At 40.8% G+C, this 22,563-nt stretch carries 23 protein-coding genes and 1 tRNA gene; 16 read left to right on the top strand and 8 right to left on the bottom strand.

The window, feature by feature from the left end; all coding sequences use genetic code 11:
- The first annotated feature begins 68 nt into the window (after positions 1-68).
- Together J0M30_07685 and J0M30_07680 are read left to right on the top strand one after the other, a co-directional pair.
- Entirely contained in the window at positions 69-1,433 is a 1,365-nt protein-coding gene (locus tag J0M30_07685; protein MBN8667369.1) for a GIY-YIG nuclease family protein, read from the top strand.
- A gap of 81 nt (positions 1,434-1,514) precedes the next feature.
- Positions 1,515-2,246: an FKBP-type peptidyl-prolyl cis-trans isomerase gene (locus J0M30_07680; GenBank protein ID MBN8667368.1), complete on the top strand. Its 732-nt coding sequence runs from the start codon at positions 1,515-1,517 to the stop codon at positions 2,244-2,246.
- 17 nt (positions 2,247-2,263) lie between these two features.
- Here the strand turns inward: J0M30_07680 and J0M30_07675 are convergent, their stop codons facing one another.
- From J0M30_07675 to J0M30_07665, 3 genes are all read right to left on the bottom strand, one after another.
- Positions 2,264-3,274 (bottom strand): potassium channel protein, encoded by a 1,011-nt coding sequence (locus tag J0M30_07675; protein MBN8667367.1) that lies wholly within the window; start codon positions 3,272-3,274, stop codon positions 2,264-2,266.
- 5 nt (positions 3,275-3,279) lie between these two features.
- Positions 3,280-3,972, bottom strand: coding sequence for a (d)CMP kinase (locus J0M30_07670; protein ID MBN8667366.1), 693 nt, complete (start codon positions 3,970-3,972; stop codon positions 3,280-3,282).
- Positions 3,973-4,041: 69 nt separating this feature from the next.
- On the bottom strand, positions 4,042-6,582 hold the full coding sequence (locus J0M30_07665) for an ATP-dependent Clp protease ATP-binding subunit (protein ID MBN8667365.1): 2,541 nt from the start codon (positions 6,580-6,582) through the stop codon (positions 4,042-4,044).
- A gap of 93 nt (positions 6,583-6,675) precedes the next feature.
- Between J0M30_07665 and J0M30_07660 the strand changes: the two genes are divergently transcribed.
- Both J0M30_07660 and J0M30_07655 read left to right on the top strand, forming a co-directional pair.
- Positions 6,676-7,044 carry an anti-sigma factor antagonist gene (locus J0M30_07660; protein ID MBN8667364.1) on the top strand — a complete coding sequence of 123 codons (369 nt, stop codon included), beginning with the start codon at positions 6,676-6,678 and terminating at the stop codon, positions 7,042-7,044.
- Positions 7,045-7,059: 15 nt separating this feature from the next.
- Complete coding sequence (locus J0M30_07655) at positions 7,060-7,962, top strand: ribonuclease Z (GenBank protein ID MBN8667363.1); 903 nt, start codon at positions 7,060-7,062, stop codon at positions 7,960-7,962.
- Between the two features lie 273 nt (positions 7,963-8,235).
- On the opposite strand, the gene J0M30_07650 is transcribed toward J0M30_07655, so the two are convergent.
- From J0M30_07650 to J0M30_07640, 3 genes are read right to left on the bottom strand one after another with little or no spacing between them, the layout of a single operon-like run.
- Complete coding sequence (locus J0M30_07650) at positions 8,236-9,087, bottom strand: alpha/beta hydrolase (protein ID MBN8667362.1); 852 nt, start codon at positions 9,085-9,087, stop codon at positions 8,236-8,238.
- Positions 9,088-9,106: 19 nt separating this feature from the next.
- Positions 9,107-9,994 carry a 4-hydroxy-tetrahydrodipicolinate synthase gene (locus J0M30_07645; GenBank protein ID MBN8667361.1) on the bottom strand — a complete coding sequence of 296 codons (888 nt, stop codon included), beginning with the start codon at positions 9,992-9,994 and terminating at the stop codon, positions 9,107-9,109.
- Between the two features lie 59 nt (positions 9,995-10,053).
- Complete coding sequence (locus tag J0M30_07640) at positions 10,054-11,025, bottom strand: acetyl-CoA carboxylase carboxyltransferase subunit alpha (protein MBN8667360.1); 972 nt, start codon at positions 11,023-11,025, stop codon at positions 10,054-10,056.
- A 232-nt stretch (positions 11,026-11,257) separates the two neighbouring features.
- Between J0M30_07640 and J0M30_07635 the strand changes: the two genes are divergently transcribed.
- The 12 genes from J0M30_07635 to J0M30_07580 all read left to right on the top strand — a co-directional run bounded on the left by J0M30_07635 (position 11,258) and on the right by J0M30_07580 (position 20,160).
- Positions 11,258-11,331 (top strand) — tRNA-Asp (locus J0M30_07635).
- A 141-nt stretch (positions 11,332-11,472) separates the two neighbouring features.
- Positions 11,473-12,684, top strand: a complete 1,212-nt coding sequence (locus J0M30_07630) for a site-specific integrase (protein MBN8667359.1) — start codon at positions 11,473-11,475, stop codon at positions 12,682-12,684.
- 19 nt (positions 12,685-12,703) lie between these two features.
- Positions 12,704-13,180, top strand: coding sequence for a hypothetical protein (locus J0M30_07625; GenBank protein MBN8667358.1), 477 nt, complete (start codon positions 12,704-12,706; stop codon positions 13,178-13,180).
- Positions 13,181-13,378: 198 nt separating this feature from the next.
- Positions 13,379-13,684 (top strand): helix-turn-helix domain-containing protein, encoded by a 306-nt coding sequence (locus tag J0M30_07620; GenBank protein MBN8667357.1) that lies wholly within the window; start codon positions 13,379-13,381, stop codon positions 13,682-13,684.
- Entirely contained in the window at positions 13,684-14,691 is a 1,008-nt protein-coding gene (locus J0M30_07615) for an AAA family ATPase (protein ID MBN8667356.1), read from the top strand. The genes J0M30_07620 and J0M30_07615 overlap by 1 nt, the downstream gene beginning before the upstream one ends.
- 91 nt (positions 14,692-14,782) lie before the next feature.
- Positions 14,783-15,361, top strand: a complete 579-nt coding sequence (locus tag J0M30_07610; protein MBN8667355.1) for a hypothetical protein — start codon at positions 14,783-14,785, stop codon at positions 15,359-15,361.
- A gap of 125 nt (positions 15,362-15,486) precedes the next feature.
- Complete coding sequence (locus J0M30_07605; protein MBN8667354.1) at positions 15,487-16,482, top strand: DUF4935 domain-containing protein; 996 nt, start codon at positions 15,487-15,489, stop codon at positions 16,480-16,482.
- A gap of 80 nt (positions 16,483-16,562) precedes the next feature.
- Complete coding sequence (locus J0M30_07600) at positions 16,563-17,363, top strand: hypothetical protein (protein ID MBN8667353.1); 801 nt, start codon at positions 16,563-16,565, stop codon at positions 17,361-17,363.
- A 15-nt stretch (positions 17,364-17,378) separates the two neighbouring features.
- A complete protein-coding gene (locus J0M30_07595; protein MBN8667352.1) occupies positions 17,379-17,711 on the top strand; it encodes a hypothetical protein in 333 nt (110 codons plus the stop codon).
- Positions 17,708-18,913 (top strand): nucleoside 2-deoxyribosyltransferase, encoded by a 1,206-nt coding sequence (locus J0M30_07590; GenBank protein MBN8667351.1) that lies wholly within the window; start codon positions 17,708-17,710, stop codon positions 18,911-18,913. The genes J0M30_07595 and J0M30_07590 overlap by 4 nt, the downstream gene beginning before the upstream one ends.
- Positions 18,906-19,499 (top strand): 7-cyano-7-deazaguanine synthase, encoded by a 594-nt coding sequence (locus J0M30_07585; protein MBN8667350.1) that lies wholly within the window; start codon positions 18,906-18,908, stop codon positions 19,497-19,499. The genes J0M30_07590 and J0M30_07585 overlap by 8 nt, the downstream gene beginning before the upstream one ends.
- Position 19,500: 1 nt before the next feature.
- Entirely contained in the window at positions 19,501-20,160 is a 660-nt protein-coding gene (locus J0M30_07580; protein MBN8667349.1) for a hypothetical protein, read from the top strand.
- Between the two features lie 277 nt (positions 20,161-20,437).
- On the opposite strand, the gene J0M30_07575 is transcribed toward J0M30_07580, so the two are convergent.
- Positions 20,438-21,565: an ImmA/IrrE family metallo-endopeptidase gene (locus J0M30_07575; protein ID MBN8667348.1), complete on the bottom strand. Its 1,128-nt coding sequence runs from the start codon at positions 21,563-21,565 to the stop codon at positions 20,438-20,440.
- A 40-nt stretch (positions 21,566-21,605) separates the two neighbouring features.
- Complete coding sequence (locus J0M30_07570) at positions 21,606-22,250, bottom strand: hypothetical protein (GenBank protein ID MBN8667347.1); 645 nt, start codon at positions 22,248-22,250, stop codon at positions 21,606-21,608.
- Positions 22,251-22,563: the final 313 nt, after the last annotated feature.

Raw genomic sequence — 22,563 nt, 5'->3', positions numbered from 1 at the left:
GGGTCGGATGTCGAAGTAACAAGAAACGTGAACTCCGGACTTTCGACTCCTGACAAATAACCATATACATGTACGCCATCGTCGACATCGAAACTACCGGCTCCTATGCCGCCGCCAACGGGATCACCGAAATCTCGGTGCATGTCTTTGATGGAAACAAAGTAGTGGAAAAATTTGAAACCCTGATCAATCCGCGGCAATCGATTCCCAGATATATCCAATCGATGACCGGTATCACGGATGAAATGGTATCGGATGCCCCGGAATTTGAAGAAGTGGCCGAACAGATCCACCGTGTACTACATGACAAGACCTTTGTAGCACATAACGTCAATTTTGACTATTCATTTGTCAAAGCACATTTAAAGGCCGCCGGGTATGAATTAAATACTCATAAACTGTGTACCGTCAGGTTGAGCCGGAAACTGATACCCGGTCTCCCCTCCTACAGCCTGGGTAAACTCTGCGATTCATTGGGAATCCATATCAATGACCGTCACCGCGCCGGTGGCGATGCAGCCGCTACGGTCAGGCTTTTTCAAATGTTATTGGAAAAAGATCAGCAACAATTTATCACCAAAAGCCTGAAACGGGATTCAAAGGAGGCCGTATTGCCCCCCAATGTGCCCAAGGAACATTTTGATAAATTGCCTTATACACCGGGTGTTTATTATTTCCATAATGAAAAAGGGAAGATCGTATATGTAGGCAAGGCCAAGAATATCCGTTACCGGGTCAACAGTCATTTTAGCAATAATTCTGCCGGTCGGCAGAAGCAGAATTTCATGAAGCATGTCCATGCGATCAGTTATCGGGAATGTGGCACAGAATTGATGGCGGCTGTACTTGAATCTACCGAAATTCGAAAACTGTGGCCCGTCTTTAACCATTCACAAAAAAGATGGGAGGATGTTTATGGTATTTACACCTACGAGGACCAGAACGGCTATATCCGTCTCGCGATAGAAAAGAACAAAAAAAGACTGATAGCGGCCCATACGTTTCATTATCTGGTGGAAGGCCATACGATTCTTCGTGGACTGATACGCGAGTATGGGCTTTGCCCCAAATACTGTTTTTTACAAAAAGATACGATAGCCTGTACGGGCCTGGAAACAGGGCAATGCAAAGGGGCATGTGAGAAAAAGGAAGCGCCGGAAACCTATAATACGCGCGTGCAGGAAGCCCTTGCCTCGCTAAGCCGGGAAGAATCCTTTCTCATCCTGGATCAGGGGGTAAACCCCGAAGAGCGTTCCTGTATACTGGTGGAGAAAGGTAGTTTTTACGGTATGGGTTATATACCCGTGGATGTATCGCCAACGCATCTTGATCAGGTGCGGGATTTTATACAGCCTTATAAAGAGAACAGCTATATCAGAAACTTATTATTGGGATATAAATCAAAGTATCCTTCCCGGGTGGTTGCTTTGTGAGGTTTCTCGCAGCGAACGCAAAGATATTAGCGTCCGCTGCGAGAAACAAAAAACACTATTTTTGCCCCTTAACACAGTACCATGAAATACGTTTTTCCCGCCCTTGTCCTTTTTCTTCAAGCCTGTTCCTCTACCAAAAAAACGGCTGCACCCACTGTATTCACGCCGCCTGTGATCATTGCAGATACCATTAAGGTGGACATGCCCGTGTTTGCCGACCTCCGTGATTCTGCGAGTTATGCCATGGGTATATTCCTGATCAATTTCTACCGTCAACAAGGCGTCACGGATATCAATCCGGAAATGGTGGCCAAAGCCATTGAAGATGCCCAGGCACAAACGGGTATGAAGCTAACGGATGCAGAGGCCAATATGGCGATCATGGCCTGTATCAATGAGGCGCAGATGGCCAAGTCAAAAGGCAATATTGAAGCCTGTGATAAATTCATGGCGGAGAATAAGGGGAAACCCGGTGTTACCACAACGGCAAGCGGACTTCAATATGAAATCCTCCGCGCAGGAACCGGCCCCATCCCCAAGGCCACAGACAGTGTGGTTTGTCATTACAAAGGAACCTTTCTCAATGGGGAAATATTTGACGAGTCCTATGCACGTAATGAACCAGTGACCTTTAGTGTATCGGGTGTAGTGCGTGGCTGGACCGAAGTACTTCAACTTATGCCTGCCGGCTCCAAATGGAAAGTGTATGTGCCTTACCAATTGGGCTACGGAACAAGTGATTATTACGCCATTCCCGGCGGCTCGCTGTTGATATTTGAATTGGAACTGCTTGAAGTGAAGACCAAACACTAAACATTAAAAGCTATCAGCTAATTACTCAGATTGCTCTTCATTTTGTCGATCTGCCATCTTGTGCCCAGTACGATCACTTTCATCCCTTTGGTGATGATGGTTTCACCGGGTGGGTTGATCACGAATTTGCCTTCGGCACTTTTTATGCCTATGCAGTTTACTCCGGTACTTTCCCAGCGCATCACATCGGACAGTGGGCGGTCTTTTATTCCGGCTGGTAATTTTTCATATGGCACAGACTCCATATTGATCGATTCGCCTTCTTCACCGGAGAGATAGTCAATGAATTCCACCACATCCGGTTTGGATACCAGGGTGGCCATATGTGTACCCCCGATCTTATCGGGCATGATCACATTATTGGCTCCTGCCTTGATGAGTTTGGGCATGGAATTATTTCCCGAAGCACGGCTGATGATTTGAATCCCCGGATTGATCGAGCGGGCGGAAAGCACGATGAATACATTGTCGGCATCATCCGGTAGTGCCGTGATCAGGGCCTTGGCCCGGGATATCCCGGCTTTGATCAAAATATCATCTATGGTGGCATCCCCGATCAGGTAGATCAAATCCGGATCGGTAAGTGAGGCAGACTCGAGATTGGACTCATTGTTCTCGATCACGACAAATGGCTCACCGTGCACACGCAGGGTCTGAACAGCCTGTCTCCCATTCCGGCCATATCCACACACAATGACATGTTTCTGGAGTTGATCAATGGCGGCATTCATTTTTCGGAATTTAAAGTATTTGTTGATCTCCCCGCTGATCACAAATTGCGTGATACGGGTGATGGCAAAGGCAAAAGTTCCCCAACTGGTCACCAGCATGAACATGGTGAAAATCCGGCCTGAATTGGTCAGCGGTTTCACCTCACTGAACCCGACGGTGGTGACCGAGAGGACGGTCATGTACATGGCCTCGAGAAGGGTATAATCTTCGATCAGCATATACCCGATCACTCCTACAATGGTGATAAAGAGGAGGAGAAAGATCGGTTGTAATAATCGTAGCGTCCAGCGGCGCACGGGCATTATTTTAGGTGATCAATGATCGCATGGGTCCATTCGAGGGCTTTCGCGAGTTGTTCCTCGGGTGTGATATTCGTATTGTCCAAGACCAGCGCGTCCTCCGCCTTTCGAAGCGGACTCACCTCGCGGTTGGAATCAATATAATCCCGCATCTCCAGGTTATTCTTTACTTCTTCGATCGTGACGTTCGGGTTCTTCTCAAATAATTCTTTGAACCTTCTTTCCACCCGCACCGAGTTATCGGCGGTCATGAATATCTTGAGTTCTGCCAGGGGAAATACTACGGTACCAATATCCCGTCCATCCATCACAATGCCTTTTTTCTTACCCATCTGCTGTTGCTGGGCCACAGCAAATTCCCTTACCTCGCGAATGGCCGCTACCTCACTTACCTTTTCGGCTACCACCAGGTCACGGATCACATACTCCACATTCTCTTCGTTGAGAAAGATCTCACTGGTCTGGCTGTTTTCATTGAAGTGAAAGGCCAGGCTGATCTCTTCCAGTGCCTTCCTTACTTCTGCATTATCGGTCCAGTCCACATGGTTACGGAGAAAATAAAGTGTGATCGCGCGGTACATTGCCCCACTATCCACATATACATAGCCTAATTCACGGGCCAGTTGTTTGGCCAGGGTGCTTTTGCCACAGGAGGACCACCCATCGATCGTGATAATGATCTTTTTCTTTGCCATTGCACTCCAAAAATGCAAAAAAAAATGCCAATCAAAGCTGATTGGCATGAATAATATTCGAGATTAAGATCAGGCCTTGGCCTTCTCCCCTTTTTTCTTGTCTCCTTCCTTCAAACTGAACACGATCTTCTCCTTTTCTTTGTCCAGGTCGGCGATCAGCACGTCCCCGGGTTTCACGTTCAGGTTGAGGATTTCCTCGGCCAGGGGATCTTCCAGGTATTTCTGGATGGCCCTGTGAAGGGGGCGGGCGCCAAACTGCTGGTCATAGCCCTTATCGGCGATAAAGGTTTTGGCCTCTTCGGTCAGTTCGAGCGAATATCCAAGAGCGCTCAGACGTTTGAATACCCCTGCCATCAGGATATCAATGATCTTGAAGATATCGTCTTTGCTGAGGCTGTTGAAGATGACCACATCATCGATCCGGTTCAGGAATTCGGGTGAGAAGGTACGCTTGAGCGCTTTCTCTATGACCGCCTTATTGGCATCATCCTGACCTTCGGCGCGGGAGGCCGTTGTAAACCCTACCCCATCGCCAAAATCTTTCAACTGACGGACACCAATATTCGAGGTCATGATGATCAGGGTATTCTTGAAATTCACTTTGCGACCCAGTCCATCGGTCAACTGGCCATCATCAAGCACCTGGAGCAGGATATTGTAAATATCCGGATGGGCTTTTTCGATCTCATCCAGCAGGATCACGGAGTAAGGTTTGCGACGGACCTTTTCGGTCAATTGACCACCTTCTTCATATCCCACATATCCCGGAGGCGCACCGATCAGGCGGCTTACCGTGAATTTCTCCATGTATTCGCTCATGTCGATCCGGATCAGGGCATCTTCGGAATCGAACATATAACGGGCAAGGGAACGCGCCAACTCGGTTTTACCAACCCCGGTAGGCCCAAGGAAGATAAAGGTACCGATCGGTTTCTTGGGATCTTTCAGTCCCACCCGGTTCCGCTGAATGGCTTTTACCACTTTGAGGATCGCTTCATCCTGACCGATAACCATACCCCGCATGTCTTCCGACATTTTGCGGAGCTTCTCTGTTTCAGCCTGTACCATCCGTTTCACGGGGATACCGGTCATCATGCTCACAACCTCGGCTATTTCTTCCTCACCAATGGGATAGCGTTTGTGCTTGGATTCCTCCTCCCATTGGAGTTTGGCTTTTTCCAATTCCTCAGCCAGGCGTTTTTCGGCATCACGTAAGGAAGCGGCTTCTTCGAATTTCTGGCTTTTTACCACCTTGTTCTTTTCCTGCTTCACATCTTCGATCTTCTTCTCCAGGTCAAGAATGGTTTGGGGAACATTGATATTTTTCAGGTGCACACGGGCACCCACTTCATCCAGTACATCGATCGCTTTATCGGGCAACAGACGGTCCGTCATATAGCGGTCGCTCAGTTTTACACAGGCATCAATAGCCTCATCGTTGTAGTTGACGTTGTGGTATTCTTCGTATTTACTCTTAATGTTATTGAGGATCTGGATGGTTTCATCCACGGTAGGTGGTTCCACCATCACTTTTTGGAAACGACGGTCAAGGGCTCCGTCCTTCTCAATGTACATACGGTATTCATCCAGGGTGGAGGCACCGATACATTGCAATTCACCACGCGCCAGGGCGGGTTTAAATATGTTACTTGCGTCGAGTGAGCCGGAGGCACCACCAGCACCAACGATGGTATGAATCTCATCAATAAAGAGGATCACATCGCGGTTCTTCTCCAGTTCATTCATGATCGCCTTCATGCGCTCTTCAAACTGTCCGCGGTATTTTGTACCGGCCACCAGCGCGGCCAGGTCAAGGGAGATCACCCGTTTATCAAACAATACCCGGGATACTTTCCGTTGCACGATCCGGAGGGCCAGGCCTTCTACAATGGCGGTCTTACCCACACCGGGTTCTCCGATCAGGATCGGGTTGTTCTTTTTCCGGCGCGAAAGGATCTGCGATACCCTTTCGATCTCGGCCTCACGACCCACGATCGGGTCGAGTGCATTCATTTCAGCCAGTTTGGTGATATCCCGGCCAAAATTGTCCAATACGGGTGTCTTGCTTTTCGCATTACCCCCGGCGGCAGGCTTGCCTTTGGATTGGGAATATTTTTTCTCTTCGTCAAAATCGTCGTTGTCGTCGTCGTTGTATTCAGCGCGAACATCATTGCTCTTTACAACGCCGAGTTCATTTCTGAATAGGTCGTAATCCACGTCAAATTGGTTTAGGATTTGGGTTGCAATATTTTCTTTGTTCTTGAGAATAGAAAGCATCAGGTGTTCGGTCTCAACCGTAGGGCTTTTCAATGCCTTGGCTTCCAGCACCGTGACACGAATGACCTTTTCGGCCTGTCGGGTCAGGGGGAGACTGTTGATATTAGCAATATTCTTTCCTGTCTTATCCTTTACGGCCAGTTCGATCTCTTTCCGCAGTTCATAAAGGTCGATGTTGAAGCTTTTCAGGATCCGTACTGCTGTATTATCCCCTTCCCTGATCAGCCCGAGAAGGAGGTGTTCGGTTCCGATAAAGTCATTCCCCAACCTCAGCGCTTCTTCTCTGCTGAAAGAGATGATCTCCTTGACCTGGGCTGAAAAATTATTATCCATTTAAGTTTAATTGCTTGTGATACAATAATAACGAATAAATTTGATCCGGGTTCACCCGTTCTTACTAACGTATTGTTGATAAACCAGATTGTTATGGACGTCAAAATCGATACCAAAGAGAAATTTCATGTCATCACGGTCGCAGGCCCCAAGATATCTGCTAGTATGACAGAGGAACTGACCAATAGTTTCCTTTCATTCCTCCAAAATGACGTTAAAAATATCGTTCTGAACCTTGAAATGATCGAAGAACTGGGGGACGGGGTTGCCGGGTCCCTTGTCAAGGTACAACAAACCTTTTATGAAAAGAACGCCAGTTTTGTCATTTGTTGCCTCCGGAAGGCGGTGGAAAAGCAATTGGAGGAGAGTGAACTGCTGGATATCATGAATGTGACACCCAGCGAAAGTGAGGCCTGGGATATCGTTCAAATGGAGGAGATCGAAAGGGAGCTATTAGGATAATTGTTAATTTCGTGCATGCTCGCTGTCACCATTTTAGGTAATAATTCCGCCGTACCGGCCTTTGACCGTCACCCCACCAGCCAATTGATCACCCTGAACGGTACCAGCTTCCTGGTGGACTGTGGCGAGGGTACCCAGATACAGATGATGCGGTACAAGATCCGGCGGGCCAGAATCTCCCATATTTTTATTTCCCACCTGCATGGCGACCATTATTTTGGGCTGATCGGGCTCATTAATTCCTTTGGATTGCTCAGTCACCAGCAGGAATTGCATATTTACGGCCCCTCCCCGCTCCGCGAGATCATCGAATTACAACTTCAGGTGGCCCATACCACGTTGAGTTTTCCTTTGCACTTTCATACCATCACCCAGGAAAGTTTATTGGTGGATGAAGAAGATTATTCAGTCGCCTGTTTCCGCACCAACCACCGGATCGAATGTTACGGTTTTGTTTTCCGGGAAAAAAAGAAACCGCGTAAGGTATTACCGGAAAAAGCCAGGGAACATGGTATCCCTTCCTCTTTTTTCAACAAGCTTAAAGAGGGAATGGATTTTACCAATAAAAATGATGAAGTGGTGAAGAATGAATGGGTGACCGAAGCGGCCTCACCGGGGAGGGTCTATGCTTTTTGTGCCGATACCAAATACGATGAATCCATCCTGCCGCATATCAAGGAGGCCGACATGATCTATCATGAAACCACCTATCTCCATCATCTGGAAGAAAGAGCCACCATGCGGTTTCACTCCACCACCAAACAGGCAGCAACCATTGCGCGTAAGGCCAAGGTTAAAAAACTATTGATCGGGCATTTTAGCAGCAAGTATGATACACTGGGAGAATTTGAAAAAGAAGCGAAAGAGGTGTTTCCCAATACGGAGCTGGCGTTGGAAGGGGTTACTTATAGAGTGTGATTTTTTTGATGACAGAGGACGGAGGACAGATGACAGTTGACGGAGGCTTGCTGTGCGAGACCTCTGGTCTCGCACGATTCTCCCGTCGCCTCTGGCGACACAAAAAACAACCCATTCTAAATTCAGAAAAATTATCAATTTCGCGTCGCCAGAGGCGACAAGATAGAAGTGCAAGACCAGAGGTCTCCCACAGCAAGCCTCTGTCAACTGTCATCTGTCAACTGTCATCTGTCATCCGTCATCCGTCATCCGTCTTCCGTCCTCCCTAAAAACTCAATTCCAAAGAAACTGAAAAAATGCCGGTAACTCCGCTCGCCACGTGGCTTCATTGTGTTTGCCTTCGCCTCTGATTGCGACGGTGATGCGTGCGCGTGATTTTTTTCTCACGGCTTCAAAGGCCCGCAACATTTCCGGCACCATGCCCGGTCCTTCCTGCATGCCAGCGAAGAAATAGATTCGTGTCTTTATTTTTTTTTGCACCCCATCAATGGCCGGGTAAATATCTTTGGCGATCCAGAAAGAAGGTGAAAAAACACCGGCGCCACCAAATACCCTGGGGTATTGAAGCACGGCATACATCGAGATCAATCCTCCCATGGAGCTACCGGCGATGAACGTATGTTTGCGGCCTCGTTTGGTCCGATATTTTTTGTCAATAAAAGGTTTGAGTTCATTGACGAGAAAATGCAAGTAGGCAGTGCCTTCGGCTTTACCATCCTTTATCCCGTTTACTTTAAAATCATAGGGCGCGTATTCGTTCATTCTTCGCGGGCCATTGTCAATACCCACCACAATACACTCTCCCCATTTCACCCCCAGGCTATCCAATGCTTCGTCCACACCCCATTCGCCGGCATAGGAAGTGGCCGCGTCAAACAGGTTTTGGCCATCGTGCATATATAGAACGGGGTATTTCTTTTTTGATCCATCGTAGTCTTTGGGCAGACGAATACGGATGAGGCGTGTCCTGCCCAATTCGGTCATTTGAAAGGCCGTGTCCATGATCCGGACGGTAGGCAGCGCGGTGCTTTTCCGTTCCTGCCCAAAACCCGGATTAGCCAGGAAAACCAGGATTACCAGGATTGTCAGGAGTAAGGAGATGGGAAGGTTTCTTTGCGGTTTCATGTAGCGCGAAATTAGGGTATCATTCTGCTCCCATCATGAGTCCGCGTATCTTTTCCATGTGTTTATCGCTAACGGGGTAAACCGGTAGCCGGAAACAATTTTTACAAAGACCCATTTCGGAGAGATAGGCTTTCACTCCGCTTGGACTTCCTTCCGTGAACAAGGAATTGATGATGTCCATATAACGATAGTGGAGCGTTTGTGCTTCTTTCAATTTTCCTTTCAGTGCATAGCGCACCATATCCGAAAAGTCCTGCGGAAAGGCATTCGCTACTACAGAGATCACTCCCTCTGCACCCAGGGCGATCATAGGAAGGGTGATGCCATCGTCACCGCTGATGACCATGAAATCATCCGGTTTGTACTTGATGAGGCGTGATATCTGTTCAAAATTCCCGCTTGCCTCTTTGGTAGCAAATACATTTTTACATTCGTAGGCAATACGCAATTGCGTATCGGCGGTTACATTTTGTCCGGTGCGTGGGGGGACGTTGTATAAGATGATCGGCAGGGGTGTTACCGCGTCGATCGCTTTATAATGCTGGAAGATCCCTTCCTGATTGGGTTTATTGTAGTAGGGCGATACCGAAAGGATCGCGTCATAGCCCTTTACATCAAATGATTTTACCAGGTCCACTACTTCATGGGTATCATTACCGCCAACGCCTGCTACCAGGGGTACACGTCCGGCGGTCACTTCGTTGACAAACGTAAATACCCTTTTCTTTTCGTCACCATGAATGGTACCCGATTCACCGGTGGTTCCCAGTACAACTATATATTCCACTTCCCCTTTGATCTGGTATTCGATCACCTGGCGGAAACTCTCCCAGTCAATTTTGCCATCCTCTTGAAAGGGGGTGATGATGGCGACGCCGGTTCCTGTGAATTTCTTACGTAGAGACATTTTAGATAATTGTATTATTAGCTAAAGGCTAATTGCTATTAGCCATAAGCTATTGGCTACTAGTTCTCGTCATAAAATCCCATTTTCCCGAATTTTTCAATGCGCTGGTTCACGCGTTGTTCGGCAGGGATGTTTTTTAATTCTTTCAATACCGGCACCAGGTAATCTTTTAATATCTGGGCGGCTTCGTTATAATCCCAGTGTGCTCCGCCGATTGGTTCTGGTATGATGCCATCGATCAGACCAAAGCCCAGCATTTTATCGGCGGTGAGTCGCAGTTGTTCCGCGGCAATTTCTTTTTTCTCCCAGCTACGCCACAGGATGGAGGAGCAACTTTCAGGGCTGATCACGGTGTACCAGGTATTTTCCATCATAAAGACTCGGTCGCCCACGCCGATTCCCAGGGCGCCACCGCTGGCCCCTTCCCCAATGATCACACAGATCACGGGTACTTTCAGGCGGATCATTTCATAAATATTCCGGGCGATCGCCTCCCCCTGTCCGCGTTCCTCCGCTTCCAGTCCCGGGAAGGCCCCCGGTGTATCGATCAGCGTGATGACAGGTTTATTGAATTTTTCGGCCAGTTTCATCAGCCGCAGGGCCTTTCGATAACCTTCCGGGTTGGCCATACCGAAGTTGCGCATCTGGCGCATTTTGGTATTGATCCCTTTTTGCTGTCCGATGAGCATGACCGTTTCCCCATCCAGTTGGGCAAATCCACCCACCATGGCCTTATCATCCTTTACATTGCGATCACCATGCAATTCCAGGAATTCGGTGGTCATTTTATCAATGTACTTCAGGGTGTAGGGACGGTCGGGGTGGCGGCTCAATTGAACCCGTTGCCAACTGGAGAGGTTCTGTGTGATCTCTTTTCTTTTCTCAAGGATCATTTCCTCCAGTTGGTGGATGCCGGAACTATGGTCGATTTTTTTGGTCTCGCTGCTTTTCTTCAGGTGCTCGATCTCTTCGATCAGGTCTTTGATCGGTTTTTCGAACTCCAGGAACTGTCTGTTGGCATTGGTTGGCATAGGTGACTATGATAGGGTTGCTAAGGTAAGGATTTATTAATATTGGGGGTGTTAGGGTTTGGGATTTAGGGGTTTACACGGATTGGAGGGAAACGGCAGATTTGGGAGAATTTCAGGTCTTTTTGGTTAGTCCAGTCAGGCAAGTGGGTGACCATTTTAAAAAAATCAGCCCGAATTTTTGTTGTAAAAAACCCATTTTCCCCTATCTTTGCCACCCCTTACCGGGAACTAAGGATCGGTAGTTCAGTTGGTTAGAATGCTGCCCTGTCACGGCAGAGGTCGCGGGTTCGAGTCCCGTCCGGTCCGCTAGGTTAAATCCCTAGATTTCGAAACCCTTCATGATCATTGATTATGAAGGGTTTTTCTTTTATCTGGCTTTGCTTCCTTTCGGATTTTTTCGTAAATTGTTTCAACTGAGTTTCAACAAATCCGAAATGTTTCAACAGCATGAACGCTAAAGTCAGCTTAAAACATTACCTACATACGGGCCGGGGCACAGAAGGGCCTCTACCGATCTATTTACGAATCACTTATAACAGGAAGAAGGCTGAAATTCATTCAGGGTTTACCTCCACTTTAAGCGGCTGGAACGAAAAAGAGCAGCTTACCAAATCCAACAAAGCCATTAATCAAGAGCTCCTGAATCAACGGGCAAAGATTTATGAACTATGTATAGGGCTGGAGAAGGAAGGAAAGACTGTTTCAGCAAATTTGCTAAAAGAGCTTTTTACTGGTAAATCCAGAATCCAGGTAACTGTTATTGAATACCTGGGCCGGTACATAGAAGAATTGGAGGCCAGGAACGAAATAAAGCTGGTTTCTTTGAATAAGTACCGGCAATCCCTGAACTCGCTCAAAAGCTTTATTCCTTCAAAATTTGAACTTCCTGATCTTCCTATAAGCCTGATCAATTACGATTTTATCAACTGTTATGACCTGTTTTTGAAACAGGAATACAACCTGCATAAGAATACAATCAATAAATATCATTCCCGGCTTCGGACAATATTAATCAGGGCGCAAATTGAAGGGCTTATTTCCGTACAGCCGTATGCCAATTTCAAGCTTGTTTCTGTAAAGTCAGAACGAAGTTTTTTAAGCAGTGAGGAACTGGATAAAATTGTTGCACTTGACCTTTCAGCAAACAGCAGCCTGGACAGGGTAAGAGATATTTTTGTATTCTCTGCTTATACGGGATTGAGGTTTCAGGATGCTCAAAACCTGACAAAAGCCAACCTGATTAAAGTAAAATCTAAACTCTCTTTGAGGTATCAGCAACAAAAGACGGGAGGAGTGGTGGATATTCCTTTACTGCCCATAGCCAGCAAAATCATACAGAAATACGAGAACAGCTCCGAACGGGAGGTATTAGGTTTATTGTTGCCCAAAATAAGTAATCAAAAATTGAATGCTTATTTAAAAGTAATTGCTGACCTGACAGGAATTAACCAAACCCTTACTCACCACATGGCCAGGCATACATTCGCCACCACGATCTGTTTAAACAATAACATGCCTCTTGAAGACCTGAGTAAGTTACTAGGGCATTCGAGTTTGAAAACTACTCAGATACATGGCAGGATTACTCAGCAACGACTAACTGAAAGCATGGAGAAGATTCAAAAGAAACTGAAAAGAACAAAAAGCTCTATTAAATAAAGGTGTAAAGAAATAGTATATGAATATTGATAAGATGGAGCATTTTATGACAAGTATTGCGTACAATGCTAAAACTGACGCAGCCGCAGCGTTCGAGTTATTTAAATCAGAATACCCCAAATTTTCAAGAGATGAAAGAGGGGTTTTAAAAGGTATACTGGAAGGATTACTTCTTAATGCATTACAATATGAAGTAACACCTAGAGAGCATCTTTATTGGTCTGCGATGGTTACTTACAGTTCGAAACCTATTGCGGATGGAGAATTTTTGCCAGACATTGATGATGATGTTTTTCCTCGGATGAAGATTTCTGAAGGCTTTAATGGAAATCAAATCACAAAAGTATTCAGGCTTCTAAGAGACAATGGTGTAATTAATGCTTCCTGGGACATAATAGCCGAAGCCATTGCTACAATATTTGATATTGAGGAAAGAACAGCTTACAAAGATTTAACTGAAGAGAAAAGGTTAATGAAAGTCCAATTGCCTATTTAACTATTAACTCTGTATATAAAATTAGCCCAAGATTTACATCCTGGGCTTGAATAGTAGAATATACTATTCCTTTACACCTTCAAAAATCATTCATCGGATCCATATAAGCCTGAATTTCAGTAGAAACTTTTGGGGGCACTTTTGGGGGTGTTGTTTTTTTTCAACGATTACTTTCGAAGTTTGAGGAAATAATGAAAAATGAAAGAAAACAATATCTCAAATGAAACCATATTCAGGCAAAATTCTCCTTTGGTAATTGTTCCTGAAGATCTGCTTGAATCAATTCTAAATAAACAGGATAAAATTCTTGAATTACTGGAGAGTAAAAATCTACCAACACTTAAAGGATATGTTACTGAGAAACAAGCAATGGAAATCTTAGATAAAAAGGTTACCTGGTTCTGGCAGGTTAGAAAATCAGGCAAGCTTCCATTTAAGAAGATCGGGAAGACAGTTTACTATGCAATGGAAGATATTTATTCATTACTTGAAAATTCCATATAATGAAAAACTCCATAAATGAAGCCACAAAAACCGATACTGAAATTGCTAAATTATATGCAGGGTATATTCCTGAATTTGTAATTGAAGGGCTAATTAAAAAATTTGGCAAAAATATTATAGCTGCGGAAAGGGGAACTGGAAAGACAAGATTGTTACTATTTATAGCTTACGCCATTATCTATGAATGTGAAGAAATATTGGGATATCGTATTAATTCTTTTGGGAATGTTTTGTTTTTTAATCTCGAATTATCGGAAAAGGAATTTAAAGCCTTTACTGAACCGATACGTAAATACTTTGAAAATGAATTAGGGCTTAAGAGAAAGCATGAACTGTATATCACAAGCTATAGGGACTGCCAAAGTAAGATTAATGAAATTAAATTAATGGTTCAAATATATCAACCTATCATCACGATCATAGATAATTATAAGCTTTATTCAAATATCATCTGTGGAGAAGAGAAAGAGAGGGAAATTACAAATGCAAATATTAGAAAAGTACTCTCTCTGCTGGATGATTTAATAAATGAATTTAACACTACTGTAGTTCTTATAAACCATACAAATAAGGGTACAAATCAAAATCAATCAAATGCGGATTTAATGTATGGCCCAGGGGCTTTAGCAGATTTTGCAGACCATGTGACTCTGATTCGAAAAACCAAATATTCAAATCAAAGACTTATTGTTCCTGATAAGTCTAGATTTTGCAGCGAGGGTTATAATACAACTAATTTGGTTGAAATTAAAAGTGCAGATCCTTCAAGTGCGTTCCCCGACTTTCTTTATTTTGAATTGATAGATAAAGACGTTGATGAAATTGATTACTTGCCGGCCAAAAATTCAAGATGTATTCCTGAAAAACTAAAGCAAGAAATATACGAAGAGCATTTAAAAGGTGAATTAAACCTGGAACAGCTTGCTGAGAAGTTCTTAGGGAACAAATCCAAAAAAGGGACTATTTATAAAATTTGTCAAAAGCTAGCTCAAAATAAGGAAAACTAGGTTTCCAGGTTTCCATTCAGCTTTTGGAAACTTGGAAACATTTTGGCCTTAATATCATAAGATTTTAGCATTGATTTGATAATAAAAGAGTATGGATATGGTAACAGAATCTGTAACATTTGACATAATCAGAAACAAGGCCTGTATCGTGTGTGGAGCGGCTTTCAGGGTTCCCAGGGCAGGTAAATTATATTGTTCTCATAAGTGTAAACAATTTAACTATTATCACCGAGTTGAAATTTCCCGGATTTTGGAGGCCAAAAAAGGGATTTCTGATGACTGTTATGAATTATGTCTCAAGGAGTTTACAGATTATTCGCTGCTTGTTAAAAACCTGAATGAGTACAAAAGTCTATTGCGAAGAATGAACTCTCGGTTTCTGGATTACACTGTAATTCATGAGTCTAGATTTCAACAACTCGATTGTATGTTGCCTAATTATGTTAAAAATCTTGACCTTATTCCACTTTCAATTGAAAAATGGTCTTTTATAAAACTGTTATATCTTAATATGAAAAAGGAAGAGTTTTTAAAGCTGATAGATAGCTTGGGAAATGGGTTTTTCAATAAATTATTATTCGAAGCCAATGAAAAGTCAAAAAATTCAATTGCAAATTTATACAGAGATCATATTTTGAAAATTGTGAGTGGGAAAGTACATTTTAGATAATACTACAGGTGCCATATTTAGTTTCTTTTTTAAATACTCCCTAATTATTTTTTAAGAACTTAGCTTCATAAAAAAAGAGGATTTCGATAAAATAGGTATCTTTAAAATGCTTATTCTTGAAAATTATGGAACGCAATGCTGCAAATTTTGGACACCCAGAAGTAAGAAAAATATTTATTGACACCAATATTTATCTGGGCTTTTATAACTCTAACAAACCAGAATTTAAAAAATTATTATCTTCTCTTGTTGAATTATCAGGTAAAATAATAATTACATCTCAAATTATTGACGAAATTAACAGGAATAAACTTTCTGTATTTATTAATTCTATTGAGAATTATACGAAGCAAGTTGGTTTTGTCAGGACATTTTTGCCAGAACATCTCGACGATGATCATAATCCAAAATTATCTAAATGGAATAAAAAAAGAAAAAAAATAGAAGCGGACTTAGAAGATTTAAATGAGGAACTGAAAGATATAAGTACAAATACTTTAAAAGAAATTAGTCAATCTAACGATAAGGTTTCTCGAAATCTTGAGGTAGTATTTAAGAATCCATTAAAGACATCTAAAAAGATATATGATGATGCCCAAAAGCGTAAACAAGTGGGAACTCCTCCTGGAAAATTTAATGATCCTGTTGGTGATCAAATCAATTGGCTTCAAATACTGGGAAATTCCAAAAATATTACCAAACTTTGGATAGTCTCTACGGATCAGGATTTTTTTAACTCTTACGGGGATTCAATATTTTTAAATCCCTTGTTATATAAAGAGCTCAAAGAAATAAATCCGGAAATTGAAGTTTCAGTATATACTAAACTTAGCGAAGCCCTTAGTGATTTTAATAGAAAAGAAGTTATAAAATCTCTGCCATCTAGCAGCCAATTAGAAAAGATTTCAAATGAAGAACCTTACCAAATAATGGCAAAGAATATTTACTATGGTGGAGGTTTTGCCATGCCTTTAAAGTGCCCAGTTTGTGATGCTGAAAACTCATTTTCTCATGGATCTTATTTAAAATCTAAGTATGGGGGACACACATATCAGTATGTTTGTTCTATTTGTGGTTATCGATATGATACTGGCTCAAAAGGTGATAGTTTTAAAAAATAAGTGTAATTACTTAGTAATTTTGGTCCAGGTTTCATGATATTAAATTATAGTATACATTTGCTTTTCTCATAAAGCTAGTTATGCCATCAACTGCCTATTCAAGAGAGAGTAGCTCATTTACTTATTGCCTAGATGAAAGTAATATTTGGAGTTTCGTCAAAACAAACTTAGATGAATTTCCAAATGAGGATAGTGATGTTATGCCAGGTGTTAGATGGGGTAATTATTGTCAACTTTTTACTCCGTCTTTTTGGAAACTGCAATTTATTTTAGCATCCTCTAAAGCAGTGACAATTAATCATAGGTTGTCTAATTCCATTTTAGAAGAAATTATAGTCTGTTTACTTGGAGGGTATGGTATACCGTCGGAAATAGGAATTGCAGCATTTATAAGATTGAAAAGTCAAGACCTTTGTAGTCCAGGAATTGGATTTGAGGAAATATATGAAGTACTTTCCGAGCCTTTCGAACTCCAACAGGGAAAAAAAATCAAGTATCGCTTTGCAAAACAAAAAAGTCGATTTATTCATAAATTACTAAATCGTGAAGATATAGATTTGATTCCTACAGACTGTGATTTGACATTAAGGAACTGGCTTTTAAGTATAGATGGAGTTGGATTAAAAACAGCATCTTGGATAACTCGAAATTGGCTTAGTAGTAATAAGGTAGCAATAATTGATATTCATTTGTTACGCGCAGGTGTCTTAACTGGCTTTTTTGAACCTGGTGTTAATATTAACAGAGATTATCTAAAGCTTGAAAAGCAGTACTTATTATTTTGTGATGGTATTGGTGTATCAGCTTCTGATATGGATGCAATAATCTGGGACTATATGAAAAGAAATAACAGATTTGCTATTCAACAATTTAATTCATAAGAAAACAGATTTTATATGTCCGGTAGTTCATCAGGTGGTGGAGCTAATTTAGGAGGAGGAGGAGGAATACCTATAGCAGATTGTAAACATATTTCCATTAAGACTAATGTCACGTCTCCAGACCCGACAGTATTAAAAACACTAAAAGTTGGAGATTATTTGGATGTGGAATTACAGACTGCTACAGGCCCGCTGATTGCTGTGGCTTCTGGTAATAGGAGATTGGGCTCCATTTTTACGACAAATCCAAAGATGCTAATAGATTGTATTGTTAAAGGACATATATACCACGCAAGAATTTTAAAAATAGATGGAGCTGATTGTCAAATACTAATTACTGCAAAATGATAATTGTAGGTGGCACATATGACGAATACTGCTTGGAACCGAGATGGGAGGAGAAATTTGGGTCTGGGCTCCGGGGAAGTAGAGTCTTTAATAGCCTTAGTCCCAAAGAAAATATCGATTTCTACACCTTTGGAGATGATAACACATCCTATTTCTTAGAACTTTTATCAAAAGAGTTTCCTAAAATAAAAAGTCATATTACACCTATAGATAAACAGATATCTTTTTACTATGATCATCCATTAATTAATCCTAGAATATTTCCAAGACCAGATACTATTAATCGGAGCTTAAACTCCATGAATATTACTGGAAAGAATATTTTATACTACGGATTTTTTGAAGGTAATGCAAAAGTAGCTGGTGACTATGTAGTATACGATCCACAATCACCAGCTAATCCTGTGCCCTTTTCAAAAACAGGTTCCAAAGCACAAAATTTAGTCTATATCGTCAATCAAAGTGAAGCTAGTTATTTGGCAAAAAGTTTTAAAGTTGCTAAGATTAAGGAGTATTTTTTTAAAGTTGAAAAGGTAGATGTTTTAGTTTTAAAAATGGGACCTAAAGGAGCCATGGTTGTAACAAATAAAGGAAAAAACTCTACGATTATTCCGGTCTATAAAACACCTTTGGTTTGGCCAATCGGAACAGGTGATGTTTTCGCTGCTGTTTTTGCGTTTCACTGGTTTTCTTCTAAAGATGCAATTAAATCTGCGAAACAGGCTTCGATATGTACTGCAGCATATTCACATACACGAAATTTCAATTTCTCAAAAATAAATTTATACTCGCCATTAGAAATCAAGACTTACCCAAAGGGGCAAGTATATTTAGCAGGCCCTTTTTTTACGTACTCTGAAAGATGGTTAATAGATCAAGTTCGATGCGCATTTATTGATTTGAATTTAAAAGTATTTTCCCCTTGGCATGATATTGGGCATGGGTTGGCATCTGAAGTTGTAGAGAAAGATTTAAAAGGCTTGGCAAAGTCAAAGTTAGTTTTTGCCATACTTGATGGTTTAGATTCTGGAACATTATTTGAGATCGGTTACGCAGTTTCAAAAAAAATACCAGTTATTGCATATGTCGAAAATGAGTCTGAAGAATCTGTAAAAATGTTAGAAGGCACTAGCTGTATTTTAGAACGAGATTTGACAACTGCTATTTATAAAACTCTTTGGTTGTTATCCGAGAATGTCTAAAAAAGCTATACTTCTATCTGGTGGGATGGATTCTATTGCATTGGCTTACTGGAAAAAGCCAAGTTTAGCTTTTACAATAGATTATGGACAATTGCCTGCTTCAAAGGAAATAATTTCAAGTAAAGAAGTGACTAATATTCTTGGAATTGAACATCATATAATATCAGTTAATTGCGCTGAGTTAGGTAGTGGCGATCTAGTTGGGAAAGGAGCGGCTGCAATATCACCTTCTACAGAGTGGTGGCCTTTTAGAAATCAACTACTAATTACTTTTGCTTTGATGAAAGCAATTACTCTGGAAGTCAATGAAATAATGGTTGGCTCTGTAAAAACTGACGAGTTTCATTCTGATGGAACAAAGTTTTTTTACGATATTATGAATCAATTGTCAAATTTTCAAGAGGGTAAGATCAGTGTTACTTGCCCTGCAATTGAAATGACAACCTCAGAGTTAATATCAGTTTCCAACATTCCTAAAAACATATTGCTTTGGGCACACTCTTGCCATAAGTCTGCAATCCCATGCGGTAATTGTAGAGGATGTTTTAAGTATGCCAACGTTGTCTCAGAGCTCAATTTGTTTTGAAATGAAAAATCCAGTTCCTAAAATTAAAGAGGATGTTTCTAAATATTTTTATTACCCTATTTTAAAAAGAATAGAATTAGCAAAAGAATTAGACCTTCCCCAAATAGATTTTATTCAGACTATAAAAAATCGAAGATCAAACAGGGTGTTTTCAAAATTGGATATTGATAAACTTAATCAAGTACTTTTTCTTTCCTCGAAAGTTTTAACTACTGATGTCTTGGAAAGTGGATATATAATTTCACATAGGGCATCTCCTTCTGCAGGAGCAAGACATCCAATTGATATACTTGTGATGTCTCCTTGTATTGGAAAGAATGAACTTTGCTATTATAACCCATTTGATCATTCATTAAATACACTGTATATAGAGAAAAGGGATATTGAAGAATTTATCAGTCACTTAAATTCTATTCTACCTACGCAAGATGCTACAATTATTTGGTTTATCGCACACCCTGGGAGAACGGCTATGAAATATGAAAATCCTTTATCTCTAGTTTGGAGGGATGCTGGAGCATTGATTTATTGTCTTCAGATTTCAGCTACCGCTTTAGATGTAAATAGTTGTTCAATTGGTTCACTTGGTGAACCATACATATCGAGGATGTTTAAGAAGTATGGGAATGTTTTTGGTGTTGGTGGATTATTAATAGGGTGAATCAAGGATAATAATTTTGGAAATTTTAATTCACTTAAATTTATTCTCTCTGTAAAGATTTCAATCTGTTTCTAAATAAAGATTCCTTATGATTAAATATTAGCGAGCATCTAGCAGTAAATTATTAAATCCAGTTAGAACAACAAATGAGAATTTAAAACCTGGTTTTTTGTTGGTAGACTATGTGTTTAGAATTTGGGCTTCCTATATGAAATATAATTTTGTTCGTGCTAGTAGGCGATTTTTAAAATAGACATAACAAATAAAAGCTTTATAGTTAAACCGCTCTAAGTAAAGGTCTAGGAAATCCAAGCCACTCTTCGAATTCTTCCAAAGGAATACCAGCCATTTCTTCAGATAGCTCTTTTCTACTTTTTTCAAATTGTGTTTCCCAAAGATTCAACATTTCTTTGAAAAGCCTTGGTTCATCAATTGGCACTTCTAATAATTCTCTTTTTCTTTCTCCATTTCTACTTAGTTCAACAAATAGGTTTGTGAATTTGTGTTCTGGAATAATTTTAAGCTCTTTTGCCCTATAAATAAGAGCTTGCTTTGAAACCCTCCAATAAAGTTTTAACTCAGTTAAGCGAGAATATGTAAAAGTATTATTCGTTTGACGTTTTATTGGATCAGCTGGCATCAAAAATGCTCCCGCAAAATAATCTGCCTGTTTCTCTAATTCATCTAGATCTTTAAGGGCAGAAATAAACTCTGGATCATTTGAAAATGGAATATGCATTATTAAATGCCCAAGCTCATGAGCAAGAGTAAATCTTTTATGATCATTTGGTAAATCTTTATTTATAAAAATAATTGGCATATCGATATCAGTCTGAACAGTCATTCCAGAGAACTTTTCAGAAACTGTTCTTAAAAAAATAACGGGCACACCAATTTGTTCGAATAATGAAACTGGATTTTCAATTGGTCCGTCTGCTAAATCAAAAAACAATCTCATTTTCTGAGCAATTTTTTCAATATCACTCATACTTTTCACTGGAAATTTTGGCAAAGGTTTAGTTTCAACTTCTACTTCTCTTAATAGCTCAAGTGCCATTTGACGTAATATCTTGACTTGTGCTTCAATGATATTTTGTTTTTTCGCTGGCAAAGTGGATCTTTTCCGATAATAATATTTGCTCACACGTTTTACTAATGGATCTTGTTTTTCGAAAAAGGTCCTTGGTAAACCGAGAGCCTTTGAAATTAAATCAACATAATACTCATTAAATTCAGTTCTGCCAGTTTCAAGATGTGATACGTCAATTTGATTGAGGCCAGGAATAGCCTCTACAAGTTTAGATTGTGTTATACCTCGAAGCTCCCTTCCTAGTGTAATCATTGATTTATTGTACATTGAAAATCTCCCTTTTTTAGTTCTAAAATAGTTTAAAAAAATTTGCATTTAGGAGCTTCAATAAAGCCCCTAAATGCTGTAGTTATAACTATTTTTCAGATGTCTTTTTTTCTTCTTCTTTCTTATTACGTATTTTGACAAGTGGTGCAATAGGTTTCACTGGCGCTATCGGTGTCGGTGTAATAATTGTTGGTTGAGCACCCATTTGAGATGACAAATCCAATAAATCACTTGCCCATTCACACTTTGTATGATTACGCATTTCAATCATAAAGCATTCGATCTCATCCCAAACTCCCTCAGTTTTGAGTTTTGGACCAACATAAAGTACAGTTATAGATCTTCCAAATAATTGCCCTTGTGCAGAATTTAAATCTATAACATGCCCAGTTGGGATATTGCACGGGCGGTATTTATGATCGAGTTTTTTAAAATACATACGGGTGTTTTCATTTAGATGTATGTACATCCTTTTACACTCATCATAGTGAACTAAATCAGGATACCTTTGTTTTATAAGCCCACATAGGTTTCGGTTCATATTGTGCGCCCAGTAGAGCTTGTCAATGAATTCTGGGGGCTCTCTTGATGCGTCATCGAGAGTCTTGGCATGCGCCAAATTAATAATTGGTAATAAATCAATACCCAGGTCCAAATAAGCCTTTTCAAATATTAATTGCCTGTTGGATTTTCCATTTGACGGGTTTGGAAAAAGAGTAAATGTAGAATTCATAACTACGGTTTAAAATTAAAAAATTGGCCTACCCCTATAGGGCAAACCATTGACTTCTATACAAATATACATAATATATTTTAAAATTCCAAATTTATTGTATTAAAATTTATAAATAATTGAAAATCATTTCATTAAAAATTTGTTTTCCCATCATTTATATTACAACATTTTTATAATTTTATACAAATACAATGCCAAGTTTCACATTCTTAAAAACTTATACAATGCTAAAAGGAATTGAAAACTGAGTTTGTACCTATTATAACTTTGTTCGACCCATGTTTCAGTAATGAATATAATACTTTTCTAA

The organism is Chitinophagales bacterium (assembly GCA_017303415.1).
Taxonomy (GTDB): domain Bacteria; phylum Bacteroidota; class Bacteroidia; order Chitinophagales; family Chitinophagaceae; genus SpSt-398.
This window is presented reverse-complemented; position numbering and strand designations above follow the sequence as displayed.